Source organism: Paenirhizobium daejeonense (genome assembly GCF_014280875.1).
Lineage (GTDB): Bacteria > Pseudomonadota > Alphaproteobacteria > Rhizobiales > Rhizobiaceae > Allorhizobium > Allorhizobium daejeonense.
The window spans coordinates 151,322-177,407 of the sequence record NZ_JACLAL010000002.1; the positions used below are offsets into that span (position 1 = coordinate 151,322).

Consider the following 26,086-nt stretch of genomic DNA (forward strand, 5'->3'; position numbering starts at 1 on the left):
CTGGACAATACGGATATCAGTGATGACCAAAGCCATCTCGCCTCTTCTTCCCATCGTCTATTCCGGCGAAGTGACCGCAGCCAAGGCGCGCAACGCGCCGATCGTGGCTCTGGAATCGACTATCATTACTCACGGCATGCCCTATCCCGGCAATCTGGAGATGGCGCGCAGCGTTGAAGCCATCATTCGCCAGCAGGGAGCCGTTCCGGCGACCATCGCCGTGCTTGACGGCGTGCTGCATATCGGGCTGGAAGCGGCTCAGATCGAGGCGCTGGCCAAATTCAAGGGTGCGATGAAGCTATCTCGAGCAGACATCGCCTTTGCAATCGCGGAACGACGCACTGGAGCGACTACGGTTGCCGCAACGATGATTGCCGCCGCGCGTGCAGGCATTTCGGTATTCGCCACCGGCGGCATCGGCGGTGTACATCGTGGCGCCGAGGAGACTTTCGACATTTCCGCAGACCTGGAGGAGCTTGCCCGCACCGCCGTCATCGTTGTCTCGGCCGGCCCAAAGGCCATTCTTGATATTCCGAAGACGCTTGAAGTGCTGGAAACCCGCGGCGTGCCGGTCGTTACCTATGATAGCGAGGACTTCCCGGCCTTCTGGTCGCGTACGTCTGGCCTTCCGAGCCCGCTGACACTGCCAAGCCCTGCAGCAATTGCGAACTTCCAGAAGATGCGTAAACAGCTGGGTCTCGACGGCGGCATGCTGATTGCCAACCCCGTGCCGCTTGCCGACGAAATCCCGCGCGAGGAAATGGAAATCTATATCGGCCGAGCGCTTGCCAACGCGGAACGCGAGGAGATAACAGGCAAGAACGTCACCCCATTCCTGCTCGATAACCTCTTCCACCTGACGAACGGTCGCAGCCTGAAAACAAATATCGCTCTGGTCGAAAACAATGCCCGTCTCGCCGCCGAAATCGCCGTCGCGATGAACGATTGAACCAGGAAAGCCGGACGAATTGCAAATGGCGGCACCTCCGGTTTCGCCATTTTTCATCCTGCGACAGGCATCTCAGACGAACCCGATCTTAATGGCCGTTTGCAGCGCCTGCTCCAGCCGTTCGCATCCTAACTTGCGACAAAGCGAGTTGACGAGATAGTTGACCGTGCGGGTCGAAAGAGACAGGCGTTGCGCCATCTCGGCCGTATCGAGACCGGCCGCAGCCATCTCCAGACACAGAATTTCGAGATTGGACATGCCCGTCGGGGGGCCATCCAGACGCTTCTCCAGCATTCCCGCGCGATCGAGTATATGAATGGCGAGGAAGCAGAAATCCTCGATTTCCGCCGCGGTAAGGGGCGGCCGACGGCCCAGAAGACTCAAGACCTGCCTGCGACCATCAAGAGTCGGCAGAGAGAAATAAATGCCCGTCAGCATATCTTGCCGGACAAGCAGCTGTATGAGTTCCAGAATCTGCGGCTTGAGATCGTCCCGGCAACGTAATTCATCGATCGACCACTGGAAAAGCTGCTGGCCGGAAGTTGCCAGAACCGTCTCCGGCGCAAGCGGGAGGCCACCGATGGCATCGAAACCGTCGAGAAATTCATCTCTGACACTATAGAGCAACAATCGCCCCCGCAACGTGTCATCACTTCTCGATAGCGTGGCGAAAAGCTGATAAAAGCGGAACTCGAAACGCTCCTGCAACAGCAGCATACAAGCATCGATATCGGCAAGACTGCCGCATAGTTGAATACGAGCCAGGATCTCGTTCCTGTCGGCAAACTCGCCCATGTCAATCAAATCCCGCACTCTGCTCAACTGAATCACACCCTCCCGATGGACAGCATATCGGTCCGGCCATGTTATGGTGAGTCAATTGTGATGAGGGGGCATCCGTCCGTCACAAAACAGGACAAATCCTGCAGACACATCAATTCGGACTATCGAGCATCTCCCGCACGGCAACAGCCAATTGCTTGAGCGAGAAGGGCTTGGGCAGGAAGCCGAACTTTGCATCAGCCGGCAGATTTCGCGCGAAAGCGTCCTCCGCGTAGCCCGAGACAAAGATGAACTTCAGTGAAGGATACTTCTTGCGCAACTCCCCAAGCAACGTCGGACCATCCATCTCCGGCATGACCACGTCGGAGACGACAATGTCGACGGCACCGTCGAGTTCGTCCATGATCTCCAGTGCTTCGACGCCTGAACCTGCCTCGTGCACGGTATAGCCGCGCGTCTCCAGCATCCGCTTGCCGCCCCGCCGCACGGCCTCCTCGTCCTCGACGAGAAGAACGACGGCAGACTTACCGGTCAGGTCATCCGGTTCGGTCGCCTGCGGCGCCTGCGCCTGCGCCGCAACTGCACCGCCTTGTGCGGCGTCCCCGGTGACGACGGAACCGTCGATCTGATGAACGACCTCGACCACATGATGCGGCAGGAAGATACGGAAGACTGTACCCTTGCCCACCTCTGATTCCGGGTAGATATAGCCACCAGACTGCTTGACGATGCCGTAAACCATCGCGAGACCGAGGCCTGTACCCTTTCCCACTTCCTTTGTAGTGAAGAACGGTTCGAAGATCTTGTCCATGATTTCGGGCGCGATACCCGTTCCGGTATCGGCAACTTCGACAAGCACCAGTTCTTCTTCCGGCAGACCACGATAATGGAACGCGGCAGCTTCGGAAGAGGAAACATTTCGGGTCGTGATGGTGATCGTACCACCTTCGGGCATGGCATCACGGGCATTGACGCAAAGATTGATCAGCACCTGCTCGAATTGCGAAAGGTCGGTCTTCACCGGCCATAGATCACGTCCGTACTCAACCTTCAGCTTGACGTTCGTACCCGATATCAGGCGATCCACCAGCATTCGCAAGTCGCCGATGACATCGGTCAGGTTGAGGACCGTCGGCCGCATCGTCTGCTTGCGCGAGAAGGCGAGCAGTTGCCTGACCAGGACGGCCGCACGGTTGGCGTTCCGCTTGATTTCCATAAGATCGGCAAAGCTTGCATCCGAAGGCCGGGCCTGAAGCAGCAGGTGGTCGGAGGAAAGCAGGATGGCTGTCAGAACGTTGTTGAAATCGTGCGCGATACCGCCTGCGAGCGTGCCGACGGCATTCATCTTCTGCGTCTGCGCCATCTGCGTTTCGAGCGCTTTCTGATCAGTCACATCGACAGCGTAGACGATCGCGGCCTCTTCCGGCGCCTCGTCGCTCTGGTCGATCACCGCGTTGACATAGAAGCGGAAATGCCGCGCATCACTTTCGGGATGGCGACTGTCGAGCGGTGCGATATCGACCTGCCGATCCTTTGCAGCCGCCAGCGCCTGACGGAAATGCTCCCGCTCGCTTTCGTGAATGACAACCTCGAGCTTGCCCCCGCGATCGACATAATCACGACCGACTACATCAGAGAAGAGCTTCATGAACGGCGCATTGGTGCGTAGAATGCGCCCCTCGCCATCGACGGAAGCGATCGCCATCGGCGTATTGTTGAAGAAGCGAGTAAAGCGCATCGAGGCGACCGAAGCCGACTGGTCGCTACCGTTGCCATCCTGCCGCGCAAGGACGATGGAACGGCTTTCTCCGGGGGCTCCGTCCCGCGCCGAGCGTACCCGGTGGACAAGATGCACCGGAAGGCTCTGGCCGTTGGCCTTCCTCAGATCGAGGTCCAGTGTCTCCGTCTTCGACAAACCGGGCTCGGCCTGCACGGAATTGACCAGCGCCATGCCCTCGCCCGCCACCAGATCGGCAATGGTCATGGAACCCGGCATGAACTGTGTGAGGTCGATGCCGAGCCATTCCGCAAGGGTGGCATTGAGATAATAGATTTCGCCCTTGCGGCCGGCGGAGAAGAAGCCGGCAGGCGCATGGTCGAGATAGTCGATGGCGTGTTGCAGCTCCTTGAAGAAGCGCTCCTGATCATCCCGCTCCGAGGTGATGTCGGTGATCTGCCAGACATGCAGCTTCTGCGCCCGCGCTTCATTCGCCAAAAGCCGGGCCTTGAGACGATACCAATGCGCGCCCGAACCGTTTCCTGTGTGGACGCCGAGCGGCTTCAGCAGGCGGAACTCTTCATAGCCTTCCCGGCCCTCGCGCAATCCATTGGTCAGCCGGTAGAGGGCCTCCGACGATTCCCGGTAGCGTGACAGAAGGGCTTCGAGCGCCTGAACCTCGGTCGCCTTGGTGGCGCCGGTCATACGACCATACGCACCATTGGCATAGATTACGCGTCCATCGGCGTCGGTAATCAGCGTGCCTTCCGGCAGGCTTGCGAGAAAATTGCGCGCAAGCGAATCCGACCGGGACTGCGGCATGACCTCGACGAAGCCGATCGCCGCCGAGACGAGGAAAAAGATACCGGTCATGGCAAGCACGCCAAGAATGCCCAGCACGATCTCGTTCTCGAGCTGGTCTTTGAACAAGACGAACGCGACAGCCGCGCAAACGAGCACGAGGGCGAGCAGGATAATGCGGAACGCCGTTCCGGAACGGGTGCCGCGGTCCACGAGGGGACCTTCGTACTCGCCGGCCTGCTGCAGTCTTGTCATGTATGCCTCTTGCGTGGGTCCACTCCGTGGGAATCGGACACTTCAAATCTTCTTTAGCAATTTGCACCTGCCGCAAAAAGCTCCGAAAGACCTGATTGGCAGGCTCAATGCACAGCAATCCCACAGGAGCGCCGCAATTTTATCGGATGATGCCTCAGCCAGCACCATCTCGGCGTGTCTATGCCGTGCTGCATTGCTAAAACAATCGTCTTCTGCCAGAAAGCGAAAAAAGGGAGAGCGCGACATGCTTGATGAACTGGTCACCGCTTATGGGAACCGTTTCCTGGTTGCGGCACTGGGGGTCAGCCTGGCGCTTTTGTGTCTTTTCATCGTCCTCAGGTTGCTACGCAATCGCGCGCCGTCGCCCTTCGTGCGCGGTGGACGCAACCGACAGCCCCGGCTTCAGGTCCTCGATGCGGCAGCCGTCGATGCCAGACGCCGGCTCGTCCTCGTTAGACGTGACAATGTCGAACATCTCGTCATGATCGGTGGTCCGACCGACATCGTCATCGAGAGCGGAATAGGCGACGACCGCGCCTATCTTTCGGCCGTTCCGGTCCCGGCCTCCGTGGAGAGCGCGGAAACGGCAGCGCGCATCGCTCCGCAAATGGAACCCCAGCACATACTGCCGCAGGAGCAGCCGGCTGCCGCCGCAGAACCGGCGCGGAGACCGACGCCTGTGGAACAGCCAACGGCTCAGCCAGCAAGATCAGAACCCCTCGCCGCAAGGCCTCAACCGCAGCAGCCCGTTCGCGCACCTGCCCCCCGGCCGGAACCCGTCGCACCGGCAACCGCAGCCACCTTGACGGAAGAATTCGTTGCACCAGCTGCGAAACCGCAAGCGAACACAGCTTCCGCCATGACGACGCCAATCGCGGAAGCCCCGCAGGTTCACCCTGCGCCAGCCGCAGCAGCAAGCTCCGCCCACGCCGATATTGCATCGGCCTATGTGCCGGTTGCAGCACCGGTGCCTGCTGCGCCCGCAGCGCAGGCCACGCCACCCGTCGTGCCCGCTGTCCAGCCAGAACAGACCGCAGCGCAGGCATCGAACCCGGTGGTTCACGCGGAAGACGTTCTGGAGGCGGCCCGACAGCGCGTTCTTCCCCCGAGCGTGGAAAGCCCGGTAACGGCGAGCGCCAAGCCTTCCCACGCGGACGAACAACAACCCAAAAAGGAACTGAGCGACTTCGAACGTGTTCTTGAAGAAGAGATGGCGCTTCATCTCTCGGCGAACGAAACAGCTGCCAGGACGCAATTCGACGTCGCCCCGATCGTGCCGGATACCCGCCCGAGCCGTCCGATCGCGCCTCCCGTCATCGTTACCCCGCCGCCGGGCGCTCCTGCGGCAGCCAATCGCGAAGAACCCAATCTTCAGACGGAAATCGCACGTATTTTTGGCGAGATGTCGGTCAACCGGAACAACTGACCCCATGGGCAGAAGCATGCGCAGCACCAAGTCGCCCATTAGGCGCAAAGCCGTTCATGCCGTCACAAACGCGCCTGCGTCCCGCCAAGTCCTCATTCTGACAGTTGGCTAGCATCAAAAAACCATCAGCATACTAAAGGCACCGCGGCCGAAGGTGGACGCGCCGCACAGCCCTCTGGATAGAACGGAAAATGCCGGCGCTAGGCCGGCATTTTCCCAAACGGCGAAACGCCGCTAAACTTTCTGCTTTTCCAAGTTCCTGCGCGTGGCAGCATCACTCGTCGCGGTAGACTTTTTCGCGGCGCTCATGGCGCTCCTGCGCTTCAATCGACAATGTCGCGATGGGACGGGCATCCAGGCGCCGCAGGCCGATCGGCTCGCCGGTTTCCTCGCAATAGCCGTAGGTGCCATCATCTATGCGTTGCAGGGCTGCGTCGATCTTCGATATCAGCTTGCGCTGGCGATCGCGGGCTCTGAGTTCGATGGCGCGGTCTGTTTCGGAGGAGGCCCGATCGGCGAGATCGGGATGATTGGCACTTTCCTCGGCAAGGTGCCCGAGTGTTTCCCGTGCTTCCCGGAGGATGTCGTTCTTCCATGCGATGAGTTTTGCCCGGAAGTATGCCCTCTGGTTTGCGTTCATGAACTCATCGGTTTCCGAGAGAACATAATTGCTAAGATCGATCTTCTCACTCAACGCGATTCTCCTGAAGAACATCTCAATGAGCGGGTGTATAACCTTTCGTTAAAACAGGTTCAAGCCTTCCGACCGTTTTCAAGGTATTTTTAAATCTGTCATATTTTTCAGCTAAGGGCATATTTTTTATGCACTATTTCATTTAGCGCCTCGAACGCCTCTGCAAGTCACGGTTGACGGAACTCAATGCTCGCCCGCCATCGGCCTTTAGCAGCAGTTGACGGGCATCCCTGTCAGCGGCTAGGTCAGTGCCTGAAGTCCAGTCGCGGAAAATCTCACCGGATGTCTCTCGTAACCCCGCCCCCTGATCGTATCTATCTGTTGCGGCATGCGAAATCCGGCTGGGCGCTACCCGGTCAACGTGATTTCGACCGTTCGCTCGATGATGCGGGCTATGCCGAGGCCGAGCTCGTCGCCGACGCGGCCGCCGAAAAGAACTACCGTCCGGACCTGCTGATTTCCTCGACCGCGGTTCGTTGCCGCCAGACAGCCGATGCCATGCAGCGGGCATTTCCCGGCGAAATGGAATGCCGTTTCGTCGATGATCTCTACAATGCCCCGGCGGACAACTACCTCGAAATCCTCTCGGCGCTGCAGGGATATGGCTCCGTGATGCTGGTTGGCCACAATCCCGCGATCGAGGAAGTGCTGATTTCGCTCGCCGGCATGGACGCGGCCAACCGTGTCATTCCCGAGGGTTACCCGACCGCCGGGCTTTCGGTTCTCGATCACACCACTCCGGCCGCAGATGGCGAAAAGCCGTGGCTCCTCACGGATTTTCTCGTCGGCTGACATACACTCCCGTCGGAAAGGATAGCGCGTCGTCTTCCGGGCGTCGATCCGGCAACCTATATTATGCGCTGCAGACCATTGCGGGAAAAGACAATTGCCTCCTTCGCTGACCAGCATTTCCGATGAAGCAGCCATCGTATTCGACAATATCGCGGACCGGGCCGCCAATCTCGTCAACCCGACGCTCCGGCTCGGCGTGACCGGCCTGTCGCGCGCAGGAAAAACTGTCTTCATCTCCTCGTTGGTTCACAACCTGCTGCATGGCGGACGCCTACCCCTGTTCGAGCCCCAGCGATCAGGCCGCATTTCGAATACACGCCTGGAAGAACAACCCGACGACGCAATTCCCCGATTTCAGTACGAAGACCATATCCGCGCATTGGTGAAGGATCGCGTCTGGCCTGATTCCACCCGCGCCATCTCCGAACTGCGGGTCACGATCGATTACAAGAGCGCCAGCGGCTGGAACCGGCTTTTTTCGCCGGGCCGGCTTTCGATCGATATCGTTGATTATCCCGGCGAATGGCTGCTCGACCTGCCGCTGCTCGGACAGGATTTTCGCGAGTTCAGCGAAAGGACCGCAACGCTGGCCAGAACCGGCATCCGGGCGGAACTCGCACGCGACTGGCTAGCCCACAGCGCGGCAACCGTCATGGACGCCCCAGCCGACGAGATGACTGCACGCCGGCTGGCCGAAAGCTTCACCGCCTATCTCAAGGCCTGCAAGTCGGACGAACGATCGCTTTCAACCCTGCCACCTGGCCGCTTCCTCATGCCCGGCGATCTCGAGGGGTCACCGGCTCTCACCTTCGCCCCACTTCCCGATATGCCCGACACCCCGGCGCCGAAAGGCTCGCTGCGGGCAATGATGGAGCGTCGCTACGAGGCCTACAAGACGGTCGTCGTCAAACCCTTCTTCCGGGAGCATTTCGCCCGCCTCGACAGGCAGATCGTGCTGATCGACGCGCTGCAGGCGATCAATCGCGGACCGGAAGCCGTGCTGGATCTGGAGCGGGCGCTGGCCGACGTTCTCGCCTGCTTCCGCCCCGGCTCCAACAACCTGCTGACATCGCTGATCCGCCGGAGGATCGACCGCGTTCTCGTCGCGGCCACCAAGGCCGACCACCTTCATCATGAAAGCCATGACCACCTGCAGGCTTTAACCCGCCGGCTGGTCGAGCGCGCCATTCACTCGATCGGCATGGCCGGTGCCGGTATAGACGTGATGGCTCTCGCTTCCGTCCGCGCGACACGGGAAGCCACTGTCCATCGCGACGGGCATGAACTGCCTGTCATCGTCGGCACCCCCATGGCAGGAGAGACCATCGGCAGCGAACATTTCGACGGCAACCGCAAGACCGCCGTCTTTCCGGGCGACCTGCCGGAAAACCCCGAAGCCTTTTTCCGCGCGCTAGACGATCCGGCGGCGTCCCATCACCTGCCGGAGCTGAACATCGTGCGTTTCCGCCCGCCCATGCTGGAAGAGACCGGCGGCGGCATAACCCTTTCGGTGCCCCATATAAGGCTCGACCGCGCGATGCAGTTCCTGTTCGGAGACCGTTTGGCATGAAGGACCCCAAATCCCCCGGCGCACCGTCGTCGACCACCTCCCCTTCCGGTCAGGCACCGAACCGCCGCCGTCCGGCTTCCTTCAGCGTCGAGCCGGACGAACCGGCTCATCCCGCGCCGCCATTGCGCCGCGCGCCGCAGAGCTTCGATCACGACGTGGACATCGTTCCGGATGAAGCGGATCCCTTCCTGAGCGTAGACCTCGCAAGCGAACAGATCCCCGTGGCCGAACCGCGCAAACGTACCTTCTCGTTCGCCCGCGTGGCCGCCGGCGCTTTCGGCATTCTGCTTTCGCTGGCGATCGGCCTTTGGGTCGACAGCCTCATCCGCGATCTCTTCACCCGCTCGGACTGGCTGGGATATACCGCCCTCGCGGTGCTTGCGGTCGGCCTTCTCGCACTTCTGATCGCCGTCGGCCGGGAGATCGCCGGGATCTACAGGCTGGACGCGGTACAAAAGCTCAAGGAAGACGCCGAACGCGCCGCGGCCGACAGAGCGAGGCCCGCGGCCCGCGCGGTCGTATCAAGGCTCGTGCGACTCGTTTCCTCCAAGCCGGAAACCGCCCGCGGCAGACGCACCCTTGCGGAAAGCGATGAAGACATCATCGATGCGCCGCTGCTTATCGAACTGGCGGAACGCGAACTGATGGCCCCGCTCGATATCCGCGCCCGCGCGCTAATCCTCGCCGCATCGAAGCGCGTATCAGTCGTCACCGCCGTCAGCCCGCGCGCCATCGTCGATCTGTCCTACGTGCTCTTTGAGGTCGTCCGGCTGGTTCGCGCCATGGCGGAACTCTACGGCGGCAGGCCGGGAGCCTTCGGCATGCTGCGCCTGCTGCGCGACGTCGTTGCCCATCTCGCCGTAACCGGCTCCATCGCCGTCGGCGACGGGATTGCCCAGCAAATTCTGGGTCATGGCCTCGCCGCCCGGCTTTCCGCACGACTCGGCGAAGGTGTCATTAACGGGCTTATGACGGCCCGAATCGGCATCGCCGCGATGGACCTCTGCCGCCCCCTTCCCTTCAAGGCGTTGCGGCGTCCGGGGATCGGAGATTTCATGTCGGATCTCGCTCCGAAGTTGACAGGCAATGCTTCGGATGCGAAGGAATGACGAGCCGTAGCCGCAGGAAAGTCGCATTGCAGCCGCGGACAGTTGAAGTCTTGACGCTCCGAGCAAGGAAGCGTTAACCACTTTTACCTTATATTTCATGCGGGTTTATTGGTTGCTCGTACCAAGGTAAGTCGATGTCGCCTCGTTTCTTTTCGCCAGTCGGTCGCGTTGTCGCCGCATCCGTCGTCGCCACGATCGCAGCTGCTCCGGCAGCAGACGCAGCTTCGCGCGACAAGCGTTTTTTCCAGCAGGTAGCCGGTGTTTGGAAAGGTCCGGGCGAAATCGTCGCGGGCAAGTACAAGGGCACCAAGTTTACCTGCAACCTGACAGGCCAGCCTGCGGAAGGCAAGGAAACCGGCATGACGCTCGACGGCACCTGCCGGGTGGGCGTGTTCTCGCAGCCGATGCGGGCCGTCATTGCCCAGGTCGACGGCAACTATAAGGGCGAGTTCCTCGACGGTGCCGATGGCAAGGGTCTCGACATCGTTTCGGGTCAGGTCACGGGCGATCGCGTCGTCATGGGCATCAACCGCGCCAAGCTGAACGGCGCCATGGTTGCCCGAATCGAGAAGGACGCGGCGATGAACATCACCATCTCGGTGAAGGTCGAGGATCGTATGATCCCGGTTATCGGCCTAAAGCTCAATCGTCAGGCATCAGCCATGGCGGTTGCGGAAGAATAAGCTTCCGCCTCACCTCCGCTACCTGAAGCATTTCAACCGCGCCACCAGGCGCGGTTTTCGTTTGCCACCACAATTCCACCGGCATCCGAATGACGAAGCCAGTCGGAAACCGGCCGCCCGTCCACCGGAAGGTCGGGAGCGATATCGGCAAGCGGCATCAGCACGAAGGCGCGCTCCGTCATGCGCGGATGCGGCACCCTGAGCGCCTCCTCGTCATGGCGCTCGTCGTCATAGGTCAGGATGTCGATATCGATGGTCCTCGGACCCCAGCGCTCGATCCTTTCCCGTTTCATGTCGCGCTCGATGTCGAGACAGACCGCAAGAAGAGCCTTCGCCGAAAGCGTAGTCTCGACCAAAGCGCAGGAATTGAAAAAATCAGCCTGATCCGTCTTGCCCCATGGCGGGGTACGGTAGAGACGCGACACCGCCGTGACACGGCAATCCGGGCGCGCATCCAGCCGGCGTAGCGCGAGCGCCATCGCGGCGACCGGATCCCCGATATTGCCACCAAGCCCCAGCGTCGCGGGACGCCAGGCGTTATTTGCTGAAGTGTTCAACACTCACCTGTACATAATCGAGAATGCCGGGAACCGGTGCGCTGGGCTTGCGGACCGTGATCCGCGCACGCTTGATCGGCGAAAACCTGACGCAGAGTTCCTTGGCGATCGTCAGCGCCAGCGCTTCGATCAGCAGTTTCCTGTTGGTCGTGACGATCTCCTCGATCACCTTGAAGACGATCCCGTAATCCACGGTGCCATCGAGATCGTCATTCTCGGCAGCCTCCGCGCCGGCCACGTCGAACTCTGCATCGACATAGAAACGCTGACCGAGAAACTCCTCCTCAGGATAGACGCCATGCCGGGCGAAGAAGGCGCAATTTTTCAGCGTGATCGTATAGATATCGGTCATTGGACGCATTCCCTTGCAGCCTTCCGGCCAGCAGCCATCATAGCATCGGCGACACGCAGGGCGTCCCTGTTGATCGCGACATTGTGCACCCGGAAAACCGAAGCGCCCTTCAGCCGAAGAAGCGCGGTCGTCGCAGCAGTAGCAGCATCCCGATCCATCGGTTCGCGGCCCGTCACCGTACCAAGGAACCTCTTGCGGGACGTCCCGACCAGCAGCGGATAGCCAAGCGCCGAGACTTCCTCAAGCCGAGCCATCAGCTCGAAATTCTCTTCAGCCGTTTCCTTGGCAAAACCAAAACCCGGATCGAGCGTGATCGCTTCACGAGAAACACCCCCTGCCGCCGCGATCTCCAACGAGCGTTCGAGGAAAGCAAGCTGGTCTGCGATCACGTCGGCGAGCTTCATCCGATCCCGCCCTGTATGCATGATGCAGAGACCGGCGCCGGTATTCGCAGCCACTTCGGCGATATCCGGCTCTCGTTGCAGGCCGAAAACATCGTTGACGATATGCGCACCCGCCGCGACAGCAACCCGCGCCGTTTCAGCGCGATAGGTATCGATGGAGATCAGAGCGTCGGTTTCCTTCGCCAACCGCTCGATCACCGGCACAACCCGATCCTGCTCCTCCGCCGCACTGACGGGATCGCCACCCGGACGGGTGGATTCGCCGCCGATATCAAGGATATCGGCACCTTCAACGATACAGGAAAGCGCGTGCTCGACGGCCTTATCGACACTGAAGTGCCGGCCGCCATCGGAAAAGGAATCGGGCGTAACGTTGACGATCGCCATCAGCCGGCCCTTTTCTCCGAGTAGAAGACTCCGTCCATGGGCAAGGTGCCAGTTCGTGACATTCTCTGAAACCATGACCGGCCCTTTCTACTCTCAAAAAATTGCGGGCACCGATATTGCGCTCGCTGTCGCTATGCCCCAAGGTCGCGGCGAATACAACATCGCGGATATGAAGAATGACGTTTGCAAACCGGCTGGGGATCATGGCCATAACCGCGACCATGCTGGCGCTTTTTCCACCCCAGTCGAAAGCAGAGACGATCGTCAGCAAGACCTTCAGCTACTTCTCGATTGGCGGAAGAACCGCTGAGGAACTCGATCGGGAGCTTGAGAAGCGCGGTCCTTTGACCAAGACGAGCGGCAGTCGTCACCCCGGCGCTACACAGATCAGATTCGGCGGCGAAATCACCTATCTTCCCTCTGACGGACGCTGCTCCGTCGGCGGGGTCAAGGTGACACTGAAGACAAAAATCATCCTGCCGCGCTGGAAGAACCGTAATCGCGCCGACCGCGAACTCGGCATGATATGGGATGCCCTGTCGAGCGATATCAAGCGCCACGAGGAACGCCACGCGGAAATCGCCAGGCAGCATGCCCGTCAGCTGGAACAATCCCTGAAGCGCCTGAGGCCGGCACGCGATTGCGAAACGCTTCAGGCCAAGGTCGCGGACCTGACGACAAAGACCGTCGAAGAGCATGACAAGGCCCAGATCGCCTTTGACCGCGTTGAAGCGGTCAATTTCGAGGACCGACTGATTCGCATCATTCAATACCGCTCCAAAGGCAAGAAGGTCGGAAACTGAGAAACAGGCCGCCTCAAACGGCAAAAAATGGCCGAACGACCTCTAAACTTGCGCAAAACTTGCACACTGCCCTGTGAATAACCGGCTATTTCTTCCGGTAGCACTTGATGAAAAGCTGAAATACAAGTGTCATGTCATTCACAGTTCATCACATTTGTAAGCGGGTCCCCGAGTTCTCCTGGCGCATCATGGTGCCGCAGGTGTTTCCTCCCTCGCCTGTCAAGGCGATGCGCCCACTTGCCTCGCTCTTCGCTGGCCGACGAGCGAGGCTTTTTTTGGCGTCTGTTTATTGGCGGCTCGCGCCGGGTATCAGCCCTGACGTTCAGGCACGTGCACGGTCAGCCCATCGAGGGCCGCCGTCATCTTGATCTGACAGGAAAGCCTCGAATTGGGGCGCACGTCGACGGCAAAGTCGAGCATGTCTTCTTCCATCGGGGAAGGCGAACCGGCTTTTTCGACCCATTCGTCATCAACATAGACATGACAGGTGGCACAGGCGCAGGCGCCGCCGCATTCGGCGTCGATACCGGGAACGGAATTACGCACCGCATTTTCCATGACCGTCGAGCCTTCGTCCACAGAAAGGTCGAAACGGGTTCCGTCGAATGCGATGATGGTGAGTTGTGCCATGATGAGATGTCCAGACGTCGCGTATTGAAAACCGGCGAAGTCATCTCCCAAATTGCCCTGGCAGTCAACATTTTGCAGGGCGAAAGCGCATCGCAGCACGAGGACAGAGGAAGCCCGGCGCGACGCGGCGGCATGGGCGGTCGAAACGTATCGTATCCGACCGCCGCAAAACGTTTAGCGGCAAAGTTTGCAGATGAAGTTTTCGGCTTCTACGACCGCAGCCGCAACGGCTGCGATGGCGGCCGGTTCGTTACCACGAGCCTCCACCTCGGTCGCAGCGACGACGACAGCATGGGCGCCAACAGCGTTCGCCGCATTCTTCAAGCGCACGGCGATGGCCTCGCGGGTCTCGATGCTCGCCGGATTGCCGAAGGCCTGCAGGCAGCCGCGGGCCTGGCGTGCGAACATCTGCAATACTTCCATTTCGAGTGCCTTGTCGCCCTTGGTCTGCTTGGCAAGGTGGACCAGGTCGATCGGACGGTTTTGAGAGGGGCAACGCCCGCCGGAATTCTCGGGGGCTTCGAATGCGATATTCAGCGCCGCCATGGCCAGTTTTCCTTTTCTTATCGTTATTGGGTGCCATGATGTTTTCCACGGCGGCGTGCCTATCCAGTTAAATTCAGGCCCATTTGCGGCGGAAACCTCCCGATATGGTTAACGAACATTAAACATTTGTCTCAAATGATGTTTCGGGCGCTAAATTAGTTTAAATGCTGTTAACAACCAACCCTGCCGATTGGGAATGGAGGGCCGTTTAATTGTAACGGATCGGCGAATGTGTCACTACGATACGCTCATATGGGTGAAGGGTGTAAACCTTTGCCCAATGGTCGGAAGATGATAAGGAATTGTCCTTATGTGTGCTGAAAACAGGCATGGTCCGGCCTTTGTAATCCAATGGGATTTCCCTCTGGCGTGGCGGCAGCGGGAAATTCAGGTGTAAGGCGGTCGATGCCGCGCCCCTGTTGCAGGCGGCTGAGGGAGCAAGGCAGGAACCGGCCCAGTAGGCGGTAGCGAGGCGTAACCCTATGGCGAACAACAAGACGGTCGAGTCGATTGACGACAGCGCGTTCCAGGCTCTCGAAGCGGCCCTGAGGATCGACTTCGACGAAGAAGAGAAGCCCGCGTCGAAAACCCGGCCGACGCCACACGCACCGGAGGCAAAAGTGTCCGAGTCCAATACCCCGCGCCCCGCTGCTGCACAGAAACAGGCGGAGCGACGGAGCGCGCGCGCCGGAGAGCTTGCTCCCGAGCCAGCGCCCAAGGCTCCCTCTTTCGAACCGGCCAACGATGCTTCGCGTCGCAGTCCCGCAGCGATCATGAAGTCGCTGGAAGGCGCCTCGATGCGCTCGGCCATCCGCAATGCCGCGATTGTCTCGGCGCTGTGGGTTATTGCCGCGATCGGTCTTTCCCAGCTTCTCTACGGCAGCCAGATCTGGCAGGCACCGACGGTGGCCGACGTCGTTGCCATGCCGGGCGTCGTCGCGATCGTGATCGGCACGATCATCCCCGTTCTTCTGTTCTTCGCATTCGCCATCATGATGGCCCGCGCCCACGACCTGCGAAACGCCGCCCGCTCCATGGCGGAAGTGGCGCTGCGTCTTGCCGAGCCGGAAACCATCGCCTCCGAACGCATCATGACAGTCGGACAGGCCGTTCGCCGCGAAGTTTCCGCCATGAACGAAGGCATCGAGCGCACGATCGCCCGGGCAACCGAACTCGAAACCCTCGTCCACTCGGAAGTAAGCGCGCTGGAGCGCAGCTACACGGACAACGAACTGCGTGTCCGTGGCCTCGTCCATGAACTCGGCTCCGAACGCGATGCGATCGTCAATCACGCCGAACGCATTCGCACCTCCATCGTCGGCGCCCATGAGCAACTGAAGGAAGAGCTTTCGCTCGCGACGGAAGAAATTTCCGTACGTCTGGCGACATCGGGCGAAGCCTTCGCATCCCTGATCGACACCCGTGCCGCCGCTCTGATGGAGAAATCCGACCAGGCTGCCAGCGCCATCGGCACCCTGCTCGCCGCCAAGACGGAAAACCTTGTCCAGACCCTGAGCGCTTCAGGCATTTCGCTCGCAAGCGAATTCGACACGCGCCTCAACCAGCTCACCGGTACGCTGGCCGAACGCGGACGCGAACTGCTCGGCGAGTTCGAGACCCGCGCGTCCTCGCTCGACGCCAATACTGAAAAGCTGAATGCAGCACTGAGCGAACGAGCACGCCAGCTCAACGAGACCCTGGTCGAAAGAACCCGCGAAATCGCCGAAAAGCTGACCACTGGCGAACAGGGCATCACCAATTCGCTCGGCGATGCACTCGCCAAGCTCAATGCCAGCCTCGACGAAAAGGGCCAGACCTTCCGCCAGAGCCTGCAGTCCAGCGTCGACGACGCGATCGTCGATCTCGACCTGCGTTCCGGCCTCTTCGAGGACCGTCTCGAGGCAACCATCGGTCAGGTCAACACGGCATTCGACGAGCGCGTAGCGGAATTCGCCAGCGCCTTCGACCAGCGCGCCGGTTCGCTCGACAGCAAGCTCATGGAGAGCCTCGCCCGCATCAACGAGACCGTCAGCGGCGGCTCTGAGGCAATCGACGGCATCCTCAGCTCCAGCATCGACCGGCTGGGCTCGACGATCACCGACCAATCCTTCGCACTGGCGACCGCCGTTGGAACCGGGCAGGAACTCATCGACTCGGCGCTCGCCAACCGCGCGCAGGAAATCGCGGATGCCATGTCGGCGCGCGCCCAGGCGCTCACGGAAAGCCTCGAGAACGCCCAGCGCCGCATTGACGCTGTCATGGAAGAACGCGGTGGCGCACTCTATAACGCGCTTGCCGACAACCAGTCCCGCTTCGACGAGACGCTTGCGAGCCGCGCAGAGACGATCATCAACGCGCTGTCCGGCAACCAAGACCGCTTCGCCGAAACGCTTGACACCAAGAGCCGTGAAATCGCGCAGACCCTGGCTGAAGGTCAGGCCCGTCTGGACGAAACCTTCGACGGTCGCGCGGAGGCGATCGGCCTTGCACTTTCGCTCAACCACGACCAGCTCTCGGAAACGCTCGAAGCCCGCAGCCGCGAAATCGCCCAGACGCTCGCCGACGGTCAGGCTCGTCTCGACGAGACCTTCGACGGCCGCGCGGAAGCCATCGGTCTTGCGCTCTCGCTCAATCACGACCAGATCGCAGAAACGCTCGAAACCCGTAGTCGCGAGATCGCCCAGACGCTCTCCGAAGGCCACGCACGTCTCGACGAAACTTTCGACGGTCGCGCGGAAGCCATCGGCCTTGCGCTTTCGCTCAACCACGACCAGATCGCAGAGACGCTCGAGACCCGTAGTCGCGAGATTGCGCAGACGCTGGCCGAAGGCCATGCCCGGCTCGACGAAACCTTCGACGGCCGCGCGGAAGCCATCGGCCTTGCGCTGTCGCTCAATCACGACCAGATCGCAGAGACGCTCGAGACCCGAAGCCGCGAGATCGTGCAGTCCATGTCCGAGGTTAAGGCAAGCCTTGACGAGAGCTTGGACGCCCGCAGCCGCGAGATTGCCCGTACCCTTTCCGAGGGACAGGCGCGTCTCGACGAAACGCTGGACGGTCGCGCGACCGCATTCGTGGAATCGATCAGCGGAACCGAGACCCGGCTCGCGGAAACGCTCGATCGTCGTACCAGTGCAATCGTCGAGACCGTTGCCGAAGCCGACCGGCGCCTCGAAGCCACCTTCGCCGACAAGGCGGAAACGATCCGCGCGGCCTATGGCGAGCAGCAGGAGCAGCTCGACATGGCATTGGCAAGCCATACGTCCTACCTCAGCTCCACGCTGGAGGAAGCGGGCAACCACATCGAAAAGGCACTGGGCGAAGGATCAGGCCGCATCGGTCAGGCCCTGAACACGGTGCTCACCGATATCGGTCAGACCCTCTCCTCGGGCATCTCCGACATCGACGGCAAGCTCTCCGACACCCATGAGCGAATCCGCTCGACGCTGGACGACCGTAGTAACGCCATCAACCTGGCGCTGAACGACGCCCGCAATCAGCTGGAAAGCACGCTCACCGAGCATGGCGCCTCCTTGGGCGCATCGCTTGCCGCCAGCGCCGGCATGCTCGAAATGACGCTTGAACAGCGCGAGGAAGCCCTGCGCCGCTCGATCGACGAAAGCGGCAAGGCTCTCGACGAACGCCTGCGTGGCACCGCCCAGTCGCTGGTCGGCCAGATCGGCAACGTCGCCGGCGAGATTACCCGCACAGCAGAGGACTTCTCCGGCCGCGTCGAACAGTCGGTCGGTGGCATGAGCACACGCCTCGACGAGACCAGCGCCCGCATCGAAACGAGCCTCGGCACGCTAGAAGACCGTATCCGCAACGGCCTGGACGGTGTCGACACCCGCGTCGCCGATGCCGGAGAGATCTTTGCCGCCAAGCTGGCCGAGAAGGTTTCCGATATCGAGAAGGTTGGGACCGAGGCCGCCGAACGCGTCTCGCGCATCCTCGAAGAAGGCACCAACCTTGTTGCCCAGACCTTCGAAGGCCGCACCGCCCAGATTGATGAGCGCCTGTCCACCATGGATCGGGCCCTGAACATCGGTCTCGACAACGTCAACCGCACCATCGAAGGCAAGGCTGCCGGCCTCGCCACCACGCTGCGCGGCGCCGTTTCCGACGCCGCCCGCGAACTCGACGCCGAGGCACAACGTTCCGTCGACCTGCTCAACCAGAGCGGTCAGCAGTTTGCCGAGCGGATCGGCGAGCGAAGCGCCGAACTCAGCCGCGCAGTGGAAGAACGGTCCGAGGATCTGGCAAACCGCATCGCCGAGACCCAGAGCCGCCTCGCCGGTCAGGCTGCTTCGGTCGCTCAGACCTTCTCCGAAGCCGGCGACATCATCGCCAACAAGGTTGCGGAAGCCGAGACCCTCGTAAGCAGCCAGATCCAGGCGCTTTCGGGCACCCTCTCGGAAGCCGGCAACACGCTGGAAACCCGCGCGGCGGCAATCCGCGAAGCGCTGGCCGGCAATACGGAGGAACTGGCGCAGACCATGAACACGGTCGACAAGGCGCTGGAAGCTCGCGGCAACTCGATCCGCGCAGTCCTCGACGAACGCACCCGCGAACTCAATTCGATGCTCGCCGGCCGTTCCGCCGAACTGTCGCGCCTGATCGATGAGAAGGCGACCCCGGTCATTGCGGAATACGCAGAAACCGGCCGCGCTGCAGCCGAGCGGATCACCGAGGCCGCCCGTATCAGCGCCGAGCGCCTGCGTTCCGAAAACGAGGCCGTTGTCGCTGCAATCAGCGAGCGCGCGGACAAGGCAGTCGAGGCTCTGGGTACCGCCGAGAGCAGCATTGCAGAAAGCGCGGGTCGCCTTATCCAGCGGCTTGGCGAAAGCAATACCGGCCTCGCCGGCATGATCGAACAGGTCGCCACAAACATCGTGGCGGCAGACAGCCAACTCGGTCAGACCACGGAACGGTTCGCCGAAGCATCGTCCAAGGCTGCCGACCTCATCTCGACCTCCAGCCGACTGCTGGATGGCAAGCTCGAGCGCCTGTCCTCGATTTCCGACGACACGCTGTCGCAGGTTACCGCCATCGTCGGCCGCTTCAGCGATCACTCCAAGGTCCTCGGCCAGGCATCCGACCTCCTGTCGGCCGCCCAGTCCAACCTTGTCGGCACGCTTGAGGATCGCCAGCAGGCGCTGCGTGATCTGGCCGTCGGTCTGGTCAAGCGTTCCGAGGAGATCGAAACGACGATGCAGGGTCTGACCAACATGGTCGAATCCGCCTTCGAGCGCGCCGAACAGCGCTCGGGCCAGGTCGCGGGTAACCTGCGCCAGAGCATCCAGATGTCCTTTGCCGATATCGGCAAGATCCTGTCGGAGACCGAAAAACAGGCCAACGCCACGGCCGGCAGCATGCGCAACGCGCTGCTTTCTGCTGGCGAAGAGGCCAACCAGTCGATCGAGAAAACCCTGTCGGAAGCCGAAAAGCGTTCTGCCGATCTCGCCGATCGTCTGCGTGGCGGCCTCACCGCTTCGCTCTCCGACGTGGACAAGCTGCTCGGCGAAGCCGGACGCAAGTCGGATGGTGCTGCAAACCACCTGCGCGAAGCCCTTCGCCAGTCGGTCGAGGAAGCCGTCAGCCGCTTTGCCGGCGCAACAGACGAAATCCGCCGCTCGGCCCAGGATATCCGCAAGGAACTCGACCTCACCCGCAGCGAGCTGAAGCGTGGTGCATTCGACCTGCCGGAAGAGGCCAAGGAAAGTGCCGCGGCCATGCGGCGTGCCGTTTCCGAACAGATCAAGGCGCTGCAGGATATCTCCCAGCTCGTAGGTCGCTCGACCCAGTCGCTGGAAATCTCCGAGCCGGTCGCACGTCGCCTCGCGGAAGCTCGCCCGGCCGAACAGCCGCGTCGGGCAGCCACACCGACCCCTGCCCCGCAGCCTGCACCTGTTCCGGCACCCGCGCCGGTCCAAGCGCCAGTCCAGGCACGTGCCACCGAGCCACTCGGCCTGCGTGGCAGCCTGAACGCCACCCAGGCGCCGGTGCCCGCACCGGCTCCGGCCCCGGCTGCCCGTCAGGAAACCGGCGGTTGGATCAGCGACCTGTTGCGTGGCGCATCGCGTGACGAGGAACACGGAATGGCGGCTCAGCAGCCGGCCCGTCCCGCAGCACCGGCTCGCCCGGTGGAACAGCCACCCATACAGCAACGGCAGGCGGATAACCGCAATCCGCGCCACATGGTCGAATCGCTGAACTCGCTCTCCGTCGATATCGCTCGCGCTATCGATCACGATGCCTCCGTCGAGCTCTGGCGGCGTTACCAGCGCGGCGAACGCGACGTCTTCACCCGTCGCCTCTACACGCTGAAGGGCCAGCAGACCTTCGACGAGATCAAGCGCAAGTACGACCGCGAGCCGGAATTCCGCACCGCTGTCGACCGCTACATCAACGACTTCGAAAAGCTGCTCGCCGATGTCGCCCGCACCGACCGCGACAAGAGCGTCACGCAGTCCTACCTGACCTCGGATACGGGCAAGGTCTACACCATGCTCGCCCACGCCGCCGGACGCTTCAGCTAAGCCGCTGACACCAGCAAAGGCAGAGATAGACAACAAAGCCCCCGGAGCCAGTCAGGTTCCGGGGCTTTTCTTTTGGTCGTCAGGTCGAGATGGAGCGCAAGCGGCTGACATGCTCGCTACGCGGCTGTAGCGAGAAGACCCAACCTCACCCGCGCCCAGCCGACTTGACTGGCTTCCGTCGATAAAGTCTCTCTTCCCGGGAAGTTCCAGCCATCACGGCACGGGAGGGGCGCATTGCCGACATCTCTGGAAATTTTCGAGAAGTATCGATCAGCCCTTGTATCAAGACCGTTGTCGGCGGTCTGGCGAGGTCATGGTTCGGCAATTTTCCTGGAGTTCGGCCGCTTGTCTCCCCGGGTGAGACGCGACGGTGCTGCCGGAAAATCGCAGGGTGAACTCACAGTCATGATCGAGTGGAGCTGGCGGATTGAAGGTGAAGACGAGATCCTGTGCGGAAGCTGGAGCGAAGAACAAGTTTGGGAAGAGGTGTTGAAGTCACTTTTCGGTCGCCGGATTGAGGATGTTTCCTTATTCGGGCGACTTCCGGAACTCTCGATCGCGTTGGCTGGTGGACTTTTCGTGGCGTCCTTTATGACCGCCGATGGTCAGCCCCAGTGGACCATATTTGATCATCGCTCCGAGCTGCAGATGTCCCGCTTGATCGAAGTTCGCGATGGCGGAGTTTGTGAAAACCTAGAAACGAAAAACACTCCAGCCGAACTGGCCCCGATTCCAAAGTCGCCTGAATCTTCATTCAATACCGTTATTTGGAAGGCACTTCGGCACGCGTCGAGTTTTCCTCAATGCTGCCAGTGCGTGACCTCGATGAGCGCGTCACCCCGCCTCACCTGACCTTGGAGGCGAGCAAGCTCTGGCGCAGTATTCAAAACCACGCCGGTCTAGACCGCCATCATTTCATGAAGTTGCCCCCCGAAGGTCAGCACGGGCGTTTCGCCAATCAGAGCTGCGTCAGCGTCCAGTCAATGATCTCCGTGGTCACCTGACCGAAGGCGCGATCCATCGCGCGGATGTAAACGTCATTGGTCGAGCCGCCGGTCGGCACCGATGCGCTGAACGCTCGTTGGGCCTTGACTGTGCCGTTGCGGTCGTTGAGCAGCTTGGCCGAAATCTCGACCACCGCGCGGTCACTGCCGCTGGCGTCGATCTCGAAGGCGCGAATGTCGGTGATCAGTTGATAGTCGATGGCAAGCCCCTGCCCGGGCGTTCCGACGCCACCGAGCTTGCCGGTGTTCTCGAAGGCTTCCACGAGCTTCGACTGCACCATGCGGCTCAGCTTGTCGCTCCACTGGGCATTGGAGAGATAACGGATTTCGGATCGCGAGACACGAACCAGCACTTGTTCGCTGTCGACCGCCTTGAGGGCAGAGGGGTCCGCGACCAGCAATTGCCTGTTGCGCGCCGAAGCAAATGTTTCGCTCTTCGGTGACGCCGACAGATCGAACGTGTCGTTCTTCGCCGCCGAACTGCAGGAGCTGAGCCCGCCCATGGCAACCGGCAGGACGATCGCCGCTGCAAGAAGCCCGATCCATCGACGCGCCACCGTACCGCATACCATCATGTCAGCCCTGTCCTTTTGGCCTTCGATCATCATTATCGCCGAGTCCGTCCGTCATATTGCTTGACGTTTTCACCGCCGAAAATCAACCGCTGCGGGTCGCGATCGAAGTTGGTGATCGCGTCGTTGAGGTCACGCATGGTCTGCCGCGTATCGGTGACGAGCGACTGGATATCCCTGAGGCCGCCATTGGAAAAACGAGCGAGATTGTCGGCGATCGGAGTGATCCGTGCATTTAGGTTTTCAGCCATGACGCGAATGGACTCCAGCGTCTTGCGTGCTTCGGCCGTCAGCGAACTCGTGTCGTCCGAACCGAGAATGCCGTCGACCTTCTTAAGGATACCGTCAACCCGCTCGGAAGCATTGTTCAGCTTGTTGGCGAGCTGGGTGAAATCGGTGATCGCCTGATCGATGTCCTGCCGACGGTTGGTGACGCTCTGGCTGAGATCCTTGAAGCCGGAAATGGCAGTGCGCGCGTCCGCAGCCGCCACGGAAACATCATCCACGACCCGTCCCACCTTCTGGGTGTCGATCGCATCGACCAGCGCGGTGACTTTCGTCAGCGTCTGGTCTGCATGCACCCCGAACTGCTGGAAGGTCGACGCGGTCTCCTTGAAGCCGTCGATCGCCGGCGCAATCTTCTTGGATGCCTCGGCAAAATTGGCGGTCGCTTCCTGCGTATTGGTCAGGATCTTGTCGATCTTTTCTGAATTGAGCGACCTGAACAGGTCCTCGGCTGCGGAAAGTGTCGAGTCGAGCCGTCCCGAGAGACCGGACACGGAGGTGGACAACGCGCTGACGCTCTCCAGGAACTTGTCGATGCCATCGGCATTGTCGGCAAGCGCCTTGGAGAAGGTCTCCGCATTCTTCACCGTATTGGTGAGCGGCACTCGCGAATCCTCGATGAAACCCTGCAATTCGCCGATAGCGCCATTTGCCCGCTGCAGGATCTTGTCCGCTGTCGCAAGCAGGTTGGTCACACTCGACTGGTCGGCGATGAGGACGGCCGGTTCACCGGTCGCGATCGCTTTCTCCAGAATATTCTCGCCGCCAGCATTGCCGCCGGAAAGCTCGATATAGGCGGCGCCGGTCAACCCCTGGATTTCAAGCACGGCCTTAGTGGAACTGGAAACTGGTGCATCGGCCCGCACCTCGGTGAAGGCGACGGAGAATTGTGGGTCATCCTTGTCGATGTAGAGATTGCGCACGGAGCCGACCGCGATACCGTTGAACCGGACGGGCGAGCCGATACTCAAACCATTTGCCGAGCCGGGAATCCGGATGGCAAGCGGCGCAACCGGACCGCCGCGACCATATTCCGCCATCCAGTAGACGAAACCGAACGCCGCCGCGATGACGAGCACTGTGAAAAAGCCGACGATGGCATAATTGGCTCTGGTTTCCATAGGTCAGTCACTCACCGGATTTTGAGCCGGGGCTGCCGGCCTCTCAATGGAACGGGCGCGCTTGCCCCTGAAATACGACCTCACCCATGCATCGTCGCAGGCAAGCATATCGTCTAAGCTTCCCTCGACCAAGACCCGCTTCTGGCCCAGCACGGCGATGCGGTCACAGACTGAAAACAGGCTGTCGAGGTCGTGGGTCACCATATAGACGGTGAGGCCAAGCGTATCGCGAAGCCGCGCGATCAGTTCGTCGAACTCGGCGGCACCGATCGGATCGAGACCAGATGTCGGTTCGTCGAGGAAAAGCAGGTCGGGATCGAGCGCAAGCGCACGCGCGAGTGCCGCTCGCTTGATCATGCCGCCGGAAAGCTCGGATGGATACTTGTCCGCCGCATCAGCATCGAGACCTACCAGTTCGATCTTCAGATAGGCGAGTTCATCCATCAGCCACTTCGGCAGATCAAGATATTCGCGCATCGGCAACTGGATGTTTTCCTTGACCGTCAAGGCGGAAAAGAGCGCGCCGTGCTGGAAAAGCACACCAAGACGCGTATCGAGCGTCACACGCTCGGCCTCTGACACCTTGTCATAATCCGCCCCGAGGATCTCGATCGTGCCGGAGCGCCGCGGCAGGAGCCGTAACACCGTACGCATCAGCACAGACTTTCCGGCGCCGGAGGCCCCGACGAAACCGAGAATCTCTCCACGGTAGATATCGAGATTGAGGTGATCGAGCACGACCTTCTCGCCGAAAGCTACCGTCAGGTTGCGCACGGAGAGTACCGCTTCGCGTTCCTGTGTGACGGGGGGACTATCTGCCATCATCCCCTCCTCAAAAATCGATCGCTGCGTAGAACATGGCGAAAAGCCCGTCCACGAGGATGACGACGAAGATTGATTTCACCACCGCGGCCGTGACGTGCTGGCCGAGCGATTCGGCGCTGCCACCGACCTTCATGCCTTCCACCGCCGAAACGATGCCGATGATAAGCGCCATGAACGGCGCCTTGATCATGCCCGACGCGATGGTCGAATAATCGACCGCATCATGCAAGCGCGTGGTGAAGACATCGAAGGTGATGCCGGAATAGGCCCAGGCAACAACGGCAGCACCATAAAGGGCCGCAAAATTGGCGACGATGGTCAGAAGCGGCAGCGCGATTGTCAGCGCAACGAGCCGCGGAAACACCAGCACACCGATCGGATTGAGACCGATGACCTTCAGCGCATCGATTTCCTCGCGCATCTTCATCGAGCCTATCTCGGCGGTGATAGCGCTGCCGGAACGGCCCGCGATCATGATGGCCGTCAAGAGTACGCCGATTTCGCGTAATTGCAGGATGCCGACAAGATCGACGACAAAGACTTCCGCACCAAAATAGCGGAGTTGGAATGCGCCCTGCTGGGCGATGATCGCGCCGATCAGGAAAGACATGAGCACGATGATAGGAACAGCCCGCACACCCATGTGATCCAGCTGGTTGACCACTGAGGCGGGAGAAACGCCGCTACCGCGACCAAGCTTGGTCTGCGCGCCGCGCACCGCCGAGCCCAGCACGAACATCATGGCCACGAAATCCTGCCATAGATCGACCACCGTCTCGCCAATAGGACTGAAGATACGCTGGAAGAGCGGACCTTTGACGTCGTTCTGGCTCGGCTCGTTCACTTTCTCCGGCATTGCGGCAATGAGTTCCCGCATGGCTTCGCTTCCGCCCGTCAAGGCGACGGAAACGCCTTCCGCGTGCTGCCTGGCGACAAACCGCCGGATGAGCCATGCACCCGCCGTATCCATGGCGGATACCTGTGAAATATCAATTTCAACGATGCTTTTCTCGCCATCGGCAAGCCGGCCGGCATTGTGCAACATCGCGCCGAGACTGTTGTTACGCCATATGCCGCGCAACTCAAGCCGCCGCCCTGCCCTGTCGGGCAGATCGTGGACCTCAAAAGACGCGTTTTCTGGATTAACCGGCTTCACTATCCCGACGACTTCTACGCTTTTGGCCATGCGCACTCGCCGGTGACGGCCGCCTGCGCGAAACTCGAATTCCGTGCAGTATAGCCAGACCGCTGGAGGATGAAATCCTTAACCGGCGTTAAAGAT

At 60.8% G+C, this 26,086-nt stretch carries 21 protein-coding genes; 9 read left to right on the plus strand and 12 right to left on the minus strand.

What is annotated here, in order from left to right:
* The first annotated feature begins 22 nt into the window (after positions 1 to 22).
* A complete protein-coding gene (locus H4I99_RS04390; RefSeq protein WP_163899478.1) occupies positions 23 to 949 on the plus strand; it encodes a pseudouridine-5'-phosphate glycosidase in 927 nt (308 codons plus the stop codon).
* A gap of 72 nt (positions 950 to 1,021) precedes the next feature.
* Here the strand turns inward: H4I99_RS04390 and H4I99_RS04395 are convergent, their stop codons facing one another.
* Positions 1,022 to 1,744, minus strand: a complete 723-nt coding sequence (locus H4I99_RS04395) for a helix-turn-helix transcriptional regulator (protein ID WP_163899479.1) — start codon at positions 1,742 to 1,744, stop codon at positions 1,022 to 1,024.
* 139 nt (positions 1,745 to 1,883) lie between these two features.
* On the minus strand, positions 1,884 to 4,505 hold the full coding sequence (cckA, locus tag H4I99_RS04400) for a cell cycle histidine kinase CckA (protein ID WP_163899481.1): 2,622 nt from the start codon (positions 4,503 to 4,505) through the stop codon (positions 1,884 to 1,886).
* A 244-nt stretch (positions 4,506 to 4,749) separates the two neighbouring features.
* On the opposite strand from cckA, the gene H4I99_RS04405 reads away from it, so the two are divergent.
* On the plus strand, positions 4,750 to 5,931 hold the full coding sequence (locus H4I99_RS04405) for a flagellar biosynthetic protein FliO (protein WP_163899483.1): 1,182 nt from the start codon (positions 4,750 to 4,752) through the stop codon (positions 5,929 to 5,931).
* Between the two features lie 274 nt (positions 5,932 to 6,205).
* Here the strand turns inward: H4I99_RS04405 and dksA are convergent, their stop codons facing one another.
* Positions 6,206 to 6,625 carry an RNA polymerase-binding protein DksA gene (gene dksA, locus H4I99_RS04410; RefSeq protein ID WP_163899485.1) on the minus strand — a complete coding sequence of 140 codons (420 nt, stop codon included), beginning with the start codon at positions 6,623 to 6,625 and terminating at the stop codon, positions 6,206 to 6,208.
* A 282-nt stretch (positions 6,626 to 6,907) separates the two neighbouring features.
* Between dksA and H4I99_RS04415 the strand changes: the two genes are divergently transcribed.
* From H4I99_RS04415 to H4I99_RS04430, 4 genes are all read left to right on the plus strand, one after another.
* The gene (locus H4I99_RS04415; RefSeq protein ID WP_163899487.1) at positions 6,908 to 7,417 is read left to right on the plus strand and encodes a SixA phosphatase family protein; all 510 of its coding nucleotides are present in this window, start codon (positions 6,908 to 6,910) and stop codon (positions 7,415 to 7,417) included.
* 94 nt (positions 7,418 to 7,511) lie between these two features.
* Positions 7,512 to 8,987 carry a YcjX family GTP-binding protein gene (locus H4I99_RS04420; RefSeq protein ID WP_163899489.1) on the plus strand — a complete coding sequence of 492 codons (1,476 nt, stop codon included), beginning with the start codon at positions 7,512 to 7,514 and terminating at the stop codon, positions 8,985 to 8,987.
* Positions 8,984 to 10,096, plus strand: a complete 1,113-nt coding sequence (locus tag H4I99_RS04425; protein ID WP_163899491.1) for a YcjF family protein — start codon at positions 8,984 to 8,986, stop codon at positions 10,094 to 10,096. The genes H4I99_RS04420 and H4I99_RS04425 overlap by 4 nt, the downstream gene beginning before the upstream one ends.
* Positions 10,097 to 10,230: 134 nt before the next feature.
* The gene (locus H4I99_RS04430; RefSeq protein WP_163899493.1) at positions 10,231 to 10,779 is read left to right on the plus strand and encodes a hypothetical protein; all 549 of its coding nucleotides are present in this window, start codon (positions 10,231 to 10,233) and stop codon (positions 10,777 to 10,779) included.
* 32 nt (positions 10,780 to 10,811) lie between these two features.
* Here H4I99_RS04430 and folK read toward each other — a convergent pair whose 3' ends face one another.
* The 3 genes from folK to folP are packed head-to-tail and all read right to left on the minus strand — an operon-like array spanning position 10,812 to position 12,554.
* Positions 10,812 to 11,336, minus strand: coding sequence for a 2-amino-4-hydroxy-6-hydroxymethyldihydropteridine diphosphokinase (gene folK, locus H4I99_RS04435; RefSeq protein ID WP_280513858.1), 525 nt, complete (start codon positions 11,334 to 11,336; stop codon positions 10,812 to 10,814).
* The gene (folB, locus tag H4I99_RS04440) at positions 11,317 to 11,688 is read right to left on the minus strand and encodes a dihydroneopterin aldolase (RefSeq protein ID WP_163899495.1); all 372 of its coding nucleotides are present in this window, start codon (positions 11,686 to 11,688) and stop codon (positions 11,317 to 11,319) included. The genes folK and folB overlap by 20 nt, the downstream gene beginning before the upstream one ends.
* On the minus strand, positions 11,685 to 12,554 hold the full coding sequence (folP, locus tag H4I99_RS04445) for a dihydropteroate synthase (RefSeq protein WP_163899497.1): 870 nt from the start codon (positions 12,552 to 12,554) through the stop codon (positions 11,685 to 11,687). Before folP ends, folB begins: the two co-directional genes overlap by 4 nt.
* A 101-nt stretch (positions 12,555 to 12,655) precedes the next feature.
* Between folP and H4I99_RS04450 the strand changes: the two genes are divergently transcribed.
* Complete coding sequence (locus H4I99_RS04450; RefSeq protein WP_163899499.1) at positions 12,656 to 13,282, plus strand: DUF922 domain-containing Zn-dependent protease; 627 nt, start codon at positions 12,656 to 12,658, stop codon at positions 13,280 to 13,282.
* A 309-nt stretch (positions 13,283 to 13,591) separates the two neighbouring features.
* Here the strand turns inward: H4I99_RS04450 and H4I99_RS04455 are convergent, their stop codons facing one another.
* Both H4I99_RS04455 and H4I99_RS04460 read right to left on the minus strand, forming a co-directional pair.
* Positions 13,592 to 13,912: a 2Fe-2S iron-sulfur cluster-binding protein gene (locus tag H4I99_RS04455; RefSeq protein WP_099060042.1), complete on the minus strand. Its 321-nt coding sequence runs from the start codon at positions 13,910 to 13,912 to the stop codon at positions 13,592 to 13,594.
* Between the two features lie 174 nt (positions 13,913 to 14,086).
* Positions 14,087 to 14,458 carry an Hpt domain-containing protein gene (locus H4I99_RS04460; protein WP_163899502.1) on the minus strand — a complete coding sequence of 124 codons (372 nt, stop codon included), beginning with the start codon at positions 14,456 to 14,458 and terminating at the stop codon, positions 14,087 to 14,089.
* Positions 14,459 to 14,940: 482 nt separating this feature from the next.
* Here H4I99_RS04460 and H4I99_RS04465 point away from each other — a divergent pair, with 482 nt between their 5' ends.
* A complete protein-coding gene (locus H4I99_RS04465; RefSeq protein ID WP_163899504.1) occupies positions 14,941 to 20,997 on the plus strand; it encodes an apolipoprotein A-IV repeat region-like domain-containing protein in 6,057 nt (2,018 codons plus the stop codon).
* 234 nt (positions 20,998 to 21,231) lie between these two features.
* Positions 21,232 to 21,849, plus strand: coding sequence for a hypothetical protein (locus H4I99_RS04470; RefSeq protein ID WP_186663229.1), 618 nt, complete (start codon positions 21,232 to 21,234; stop codon positions 21,847 to 21,849).
* A gap of 106 nt (positions 21,850 to 21,955) precedes the next feature.
* On the opposite strand, the gene H4I99_RS04475 is transcribed toward H4I99_RS04470, so the two are convergent.
* From H4I99_RS04475 to H4I99_RS04490, 4 genes are read right to left on the minus strand one after another with little or no spacing between them, the layout of a single operon-like run.
* Positions 21,956 to 22,573, minus strand: a complete 618-nt coding sequence (locus tag H4I99_RS04475) for an ABC-type transport auxiliary lipoprotein family protein (RefSeq protein WP_425314360.1) — start codon at positions 22,571 to 22,573, stop codon at positions 21,956 to 21,958.
* A gap of 35 nt (positions 22,574 to 22,608) precedes the next feature.
* On the minus strand, positions 22,609 to 23,979 hold the full coding sequence (locus tag H4I99_RS04480; RefSeq protein WP_163899508.1) for an MlaD family protein: 1,371 nt from the start codon (positions 23,977 to 23,979) through the stop codon (positions 22,609 to 22,611).
* A gap of 3 nt (positions 23,980 to 23,982) precedes the next feature.
* Positions 23,983 to 24,801, minus strand: coding sequence for an ABC transporter ATP-binding protein (locus tag H4I99_RS04485; RefSeq protein ID WP_244624911.1), 819 nt, complete (start codon positions 24,799 to 24,801; stop codon positions 23,983 to 23,985).
* A 10-nt stretch (positions 24,802 to 24,811) separates the two neighbouring features.
* Entirely contained in the window at positions 24,812 to 25,990 is a 1,179-nt protein-coding gene (locus H4I99_RS04490) for an ABC transporter permease (protein ID WP_163899512.1), read from the minus strand.
* Positions 25,991 to 26,086 lie beyond the last annotated feature (96 nt).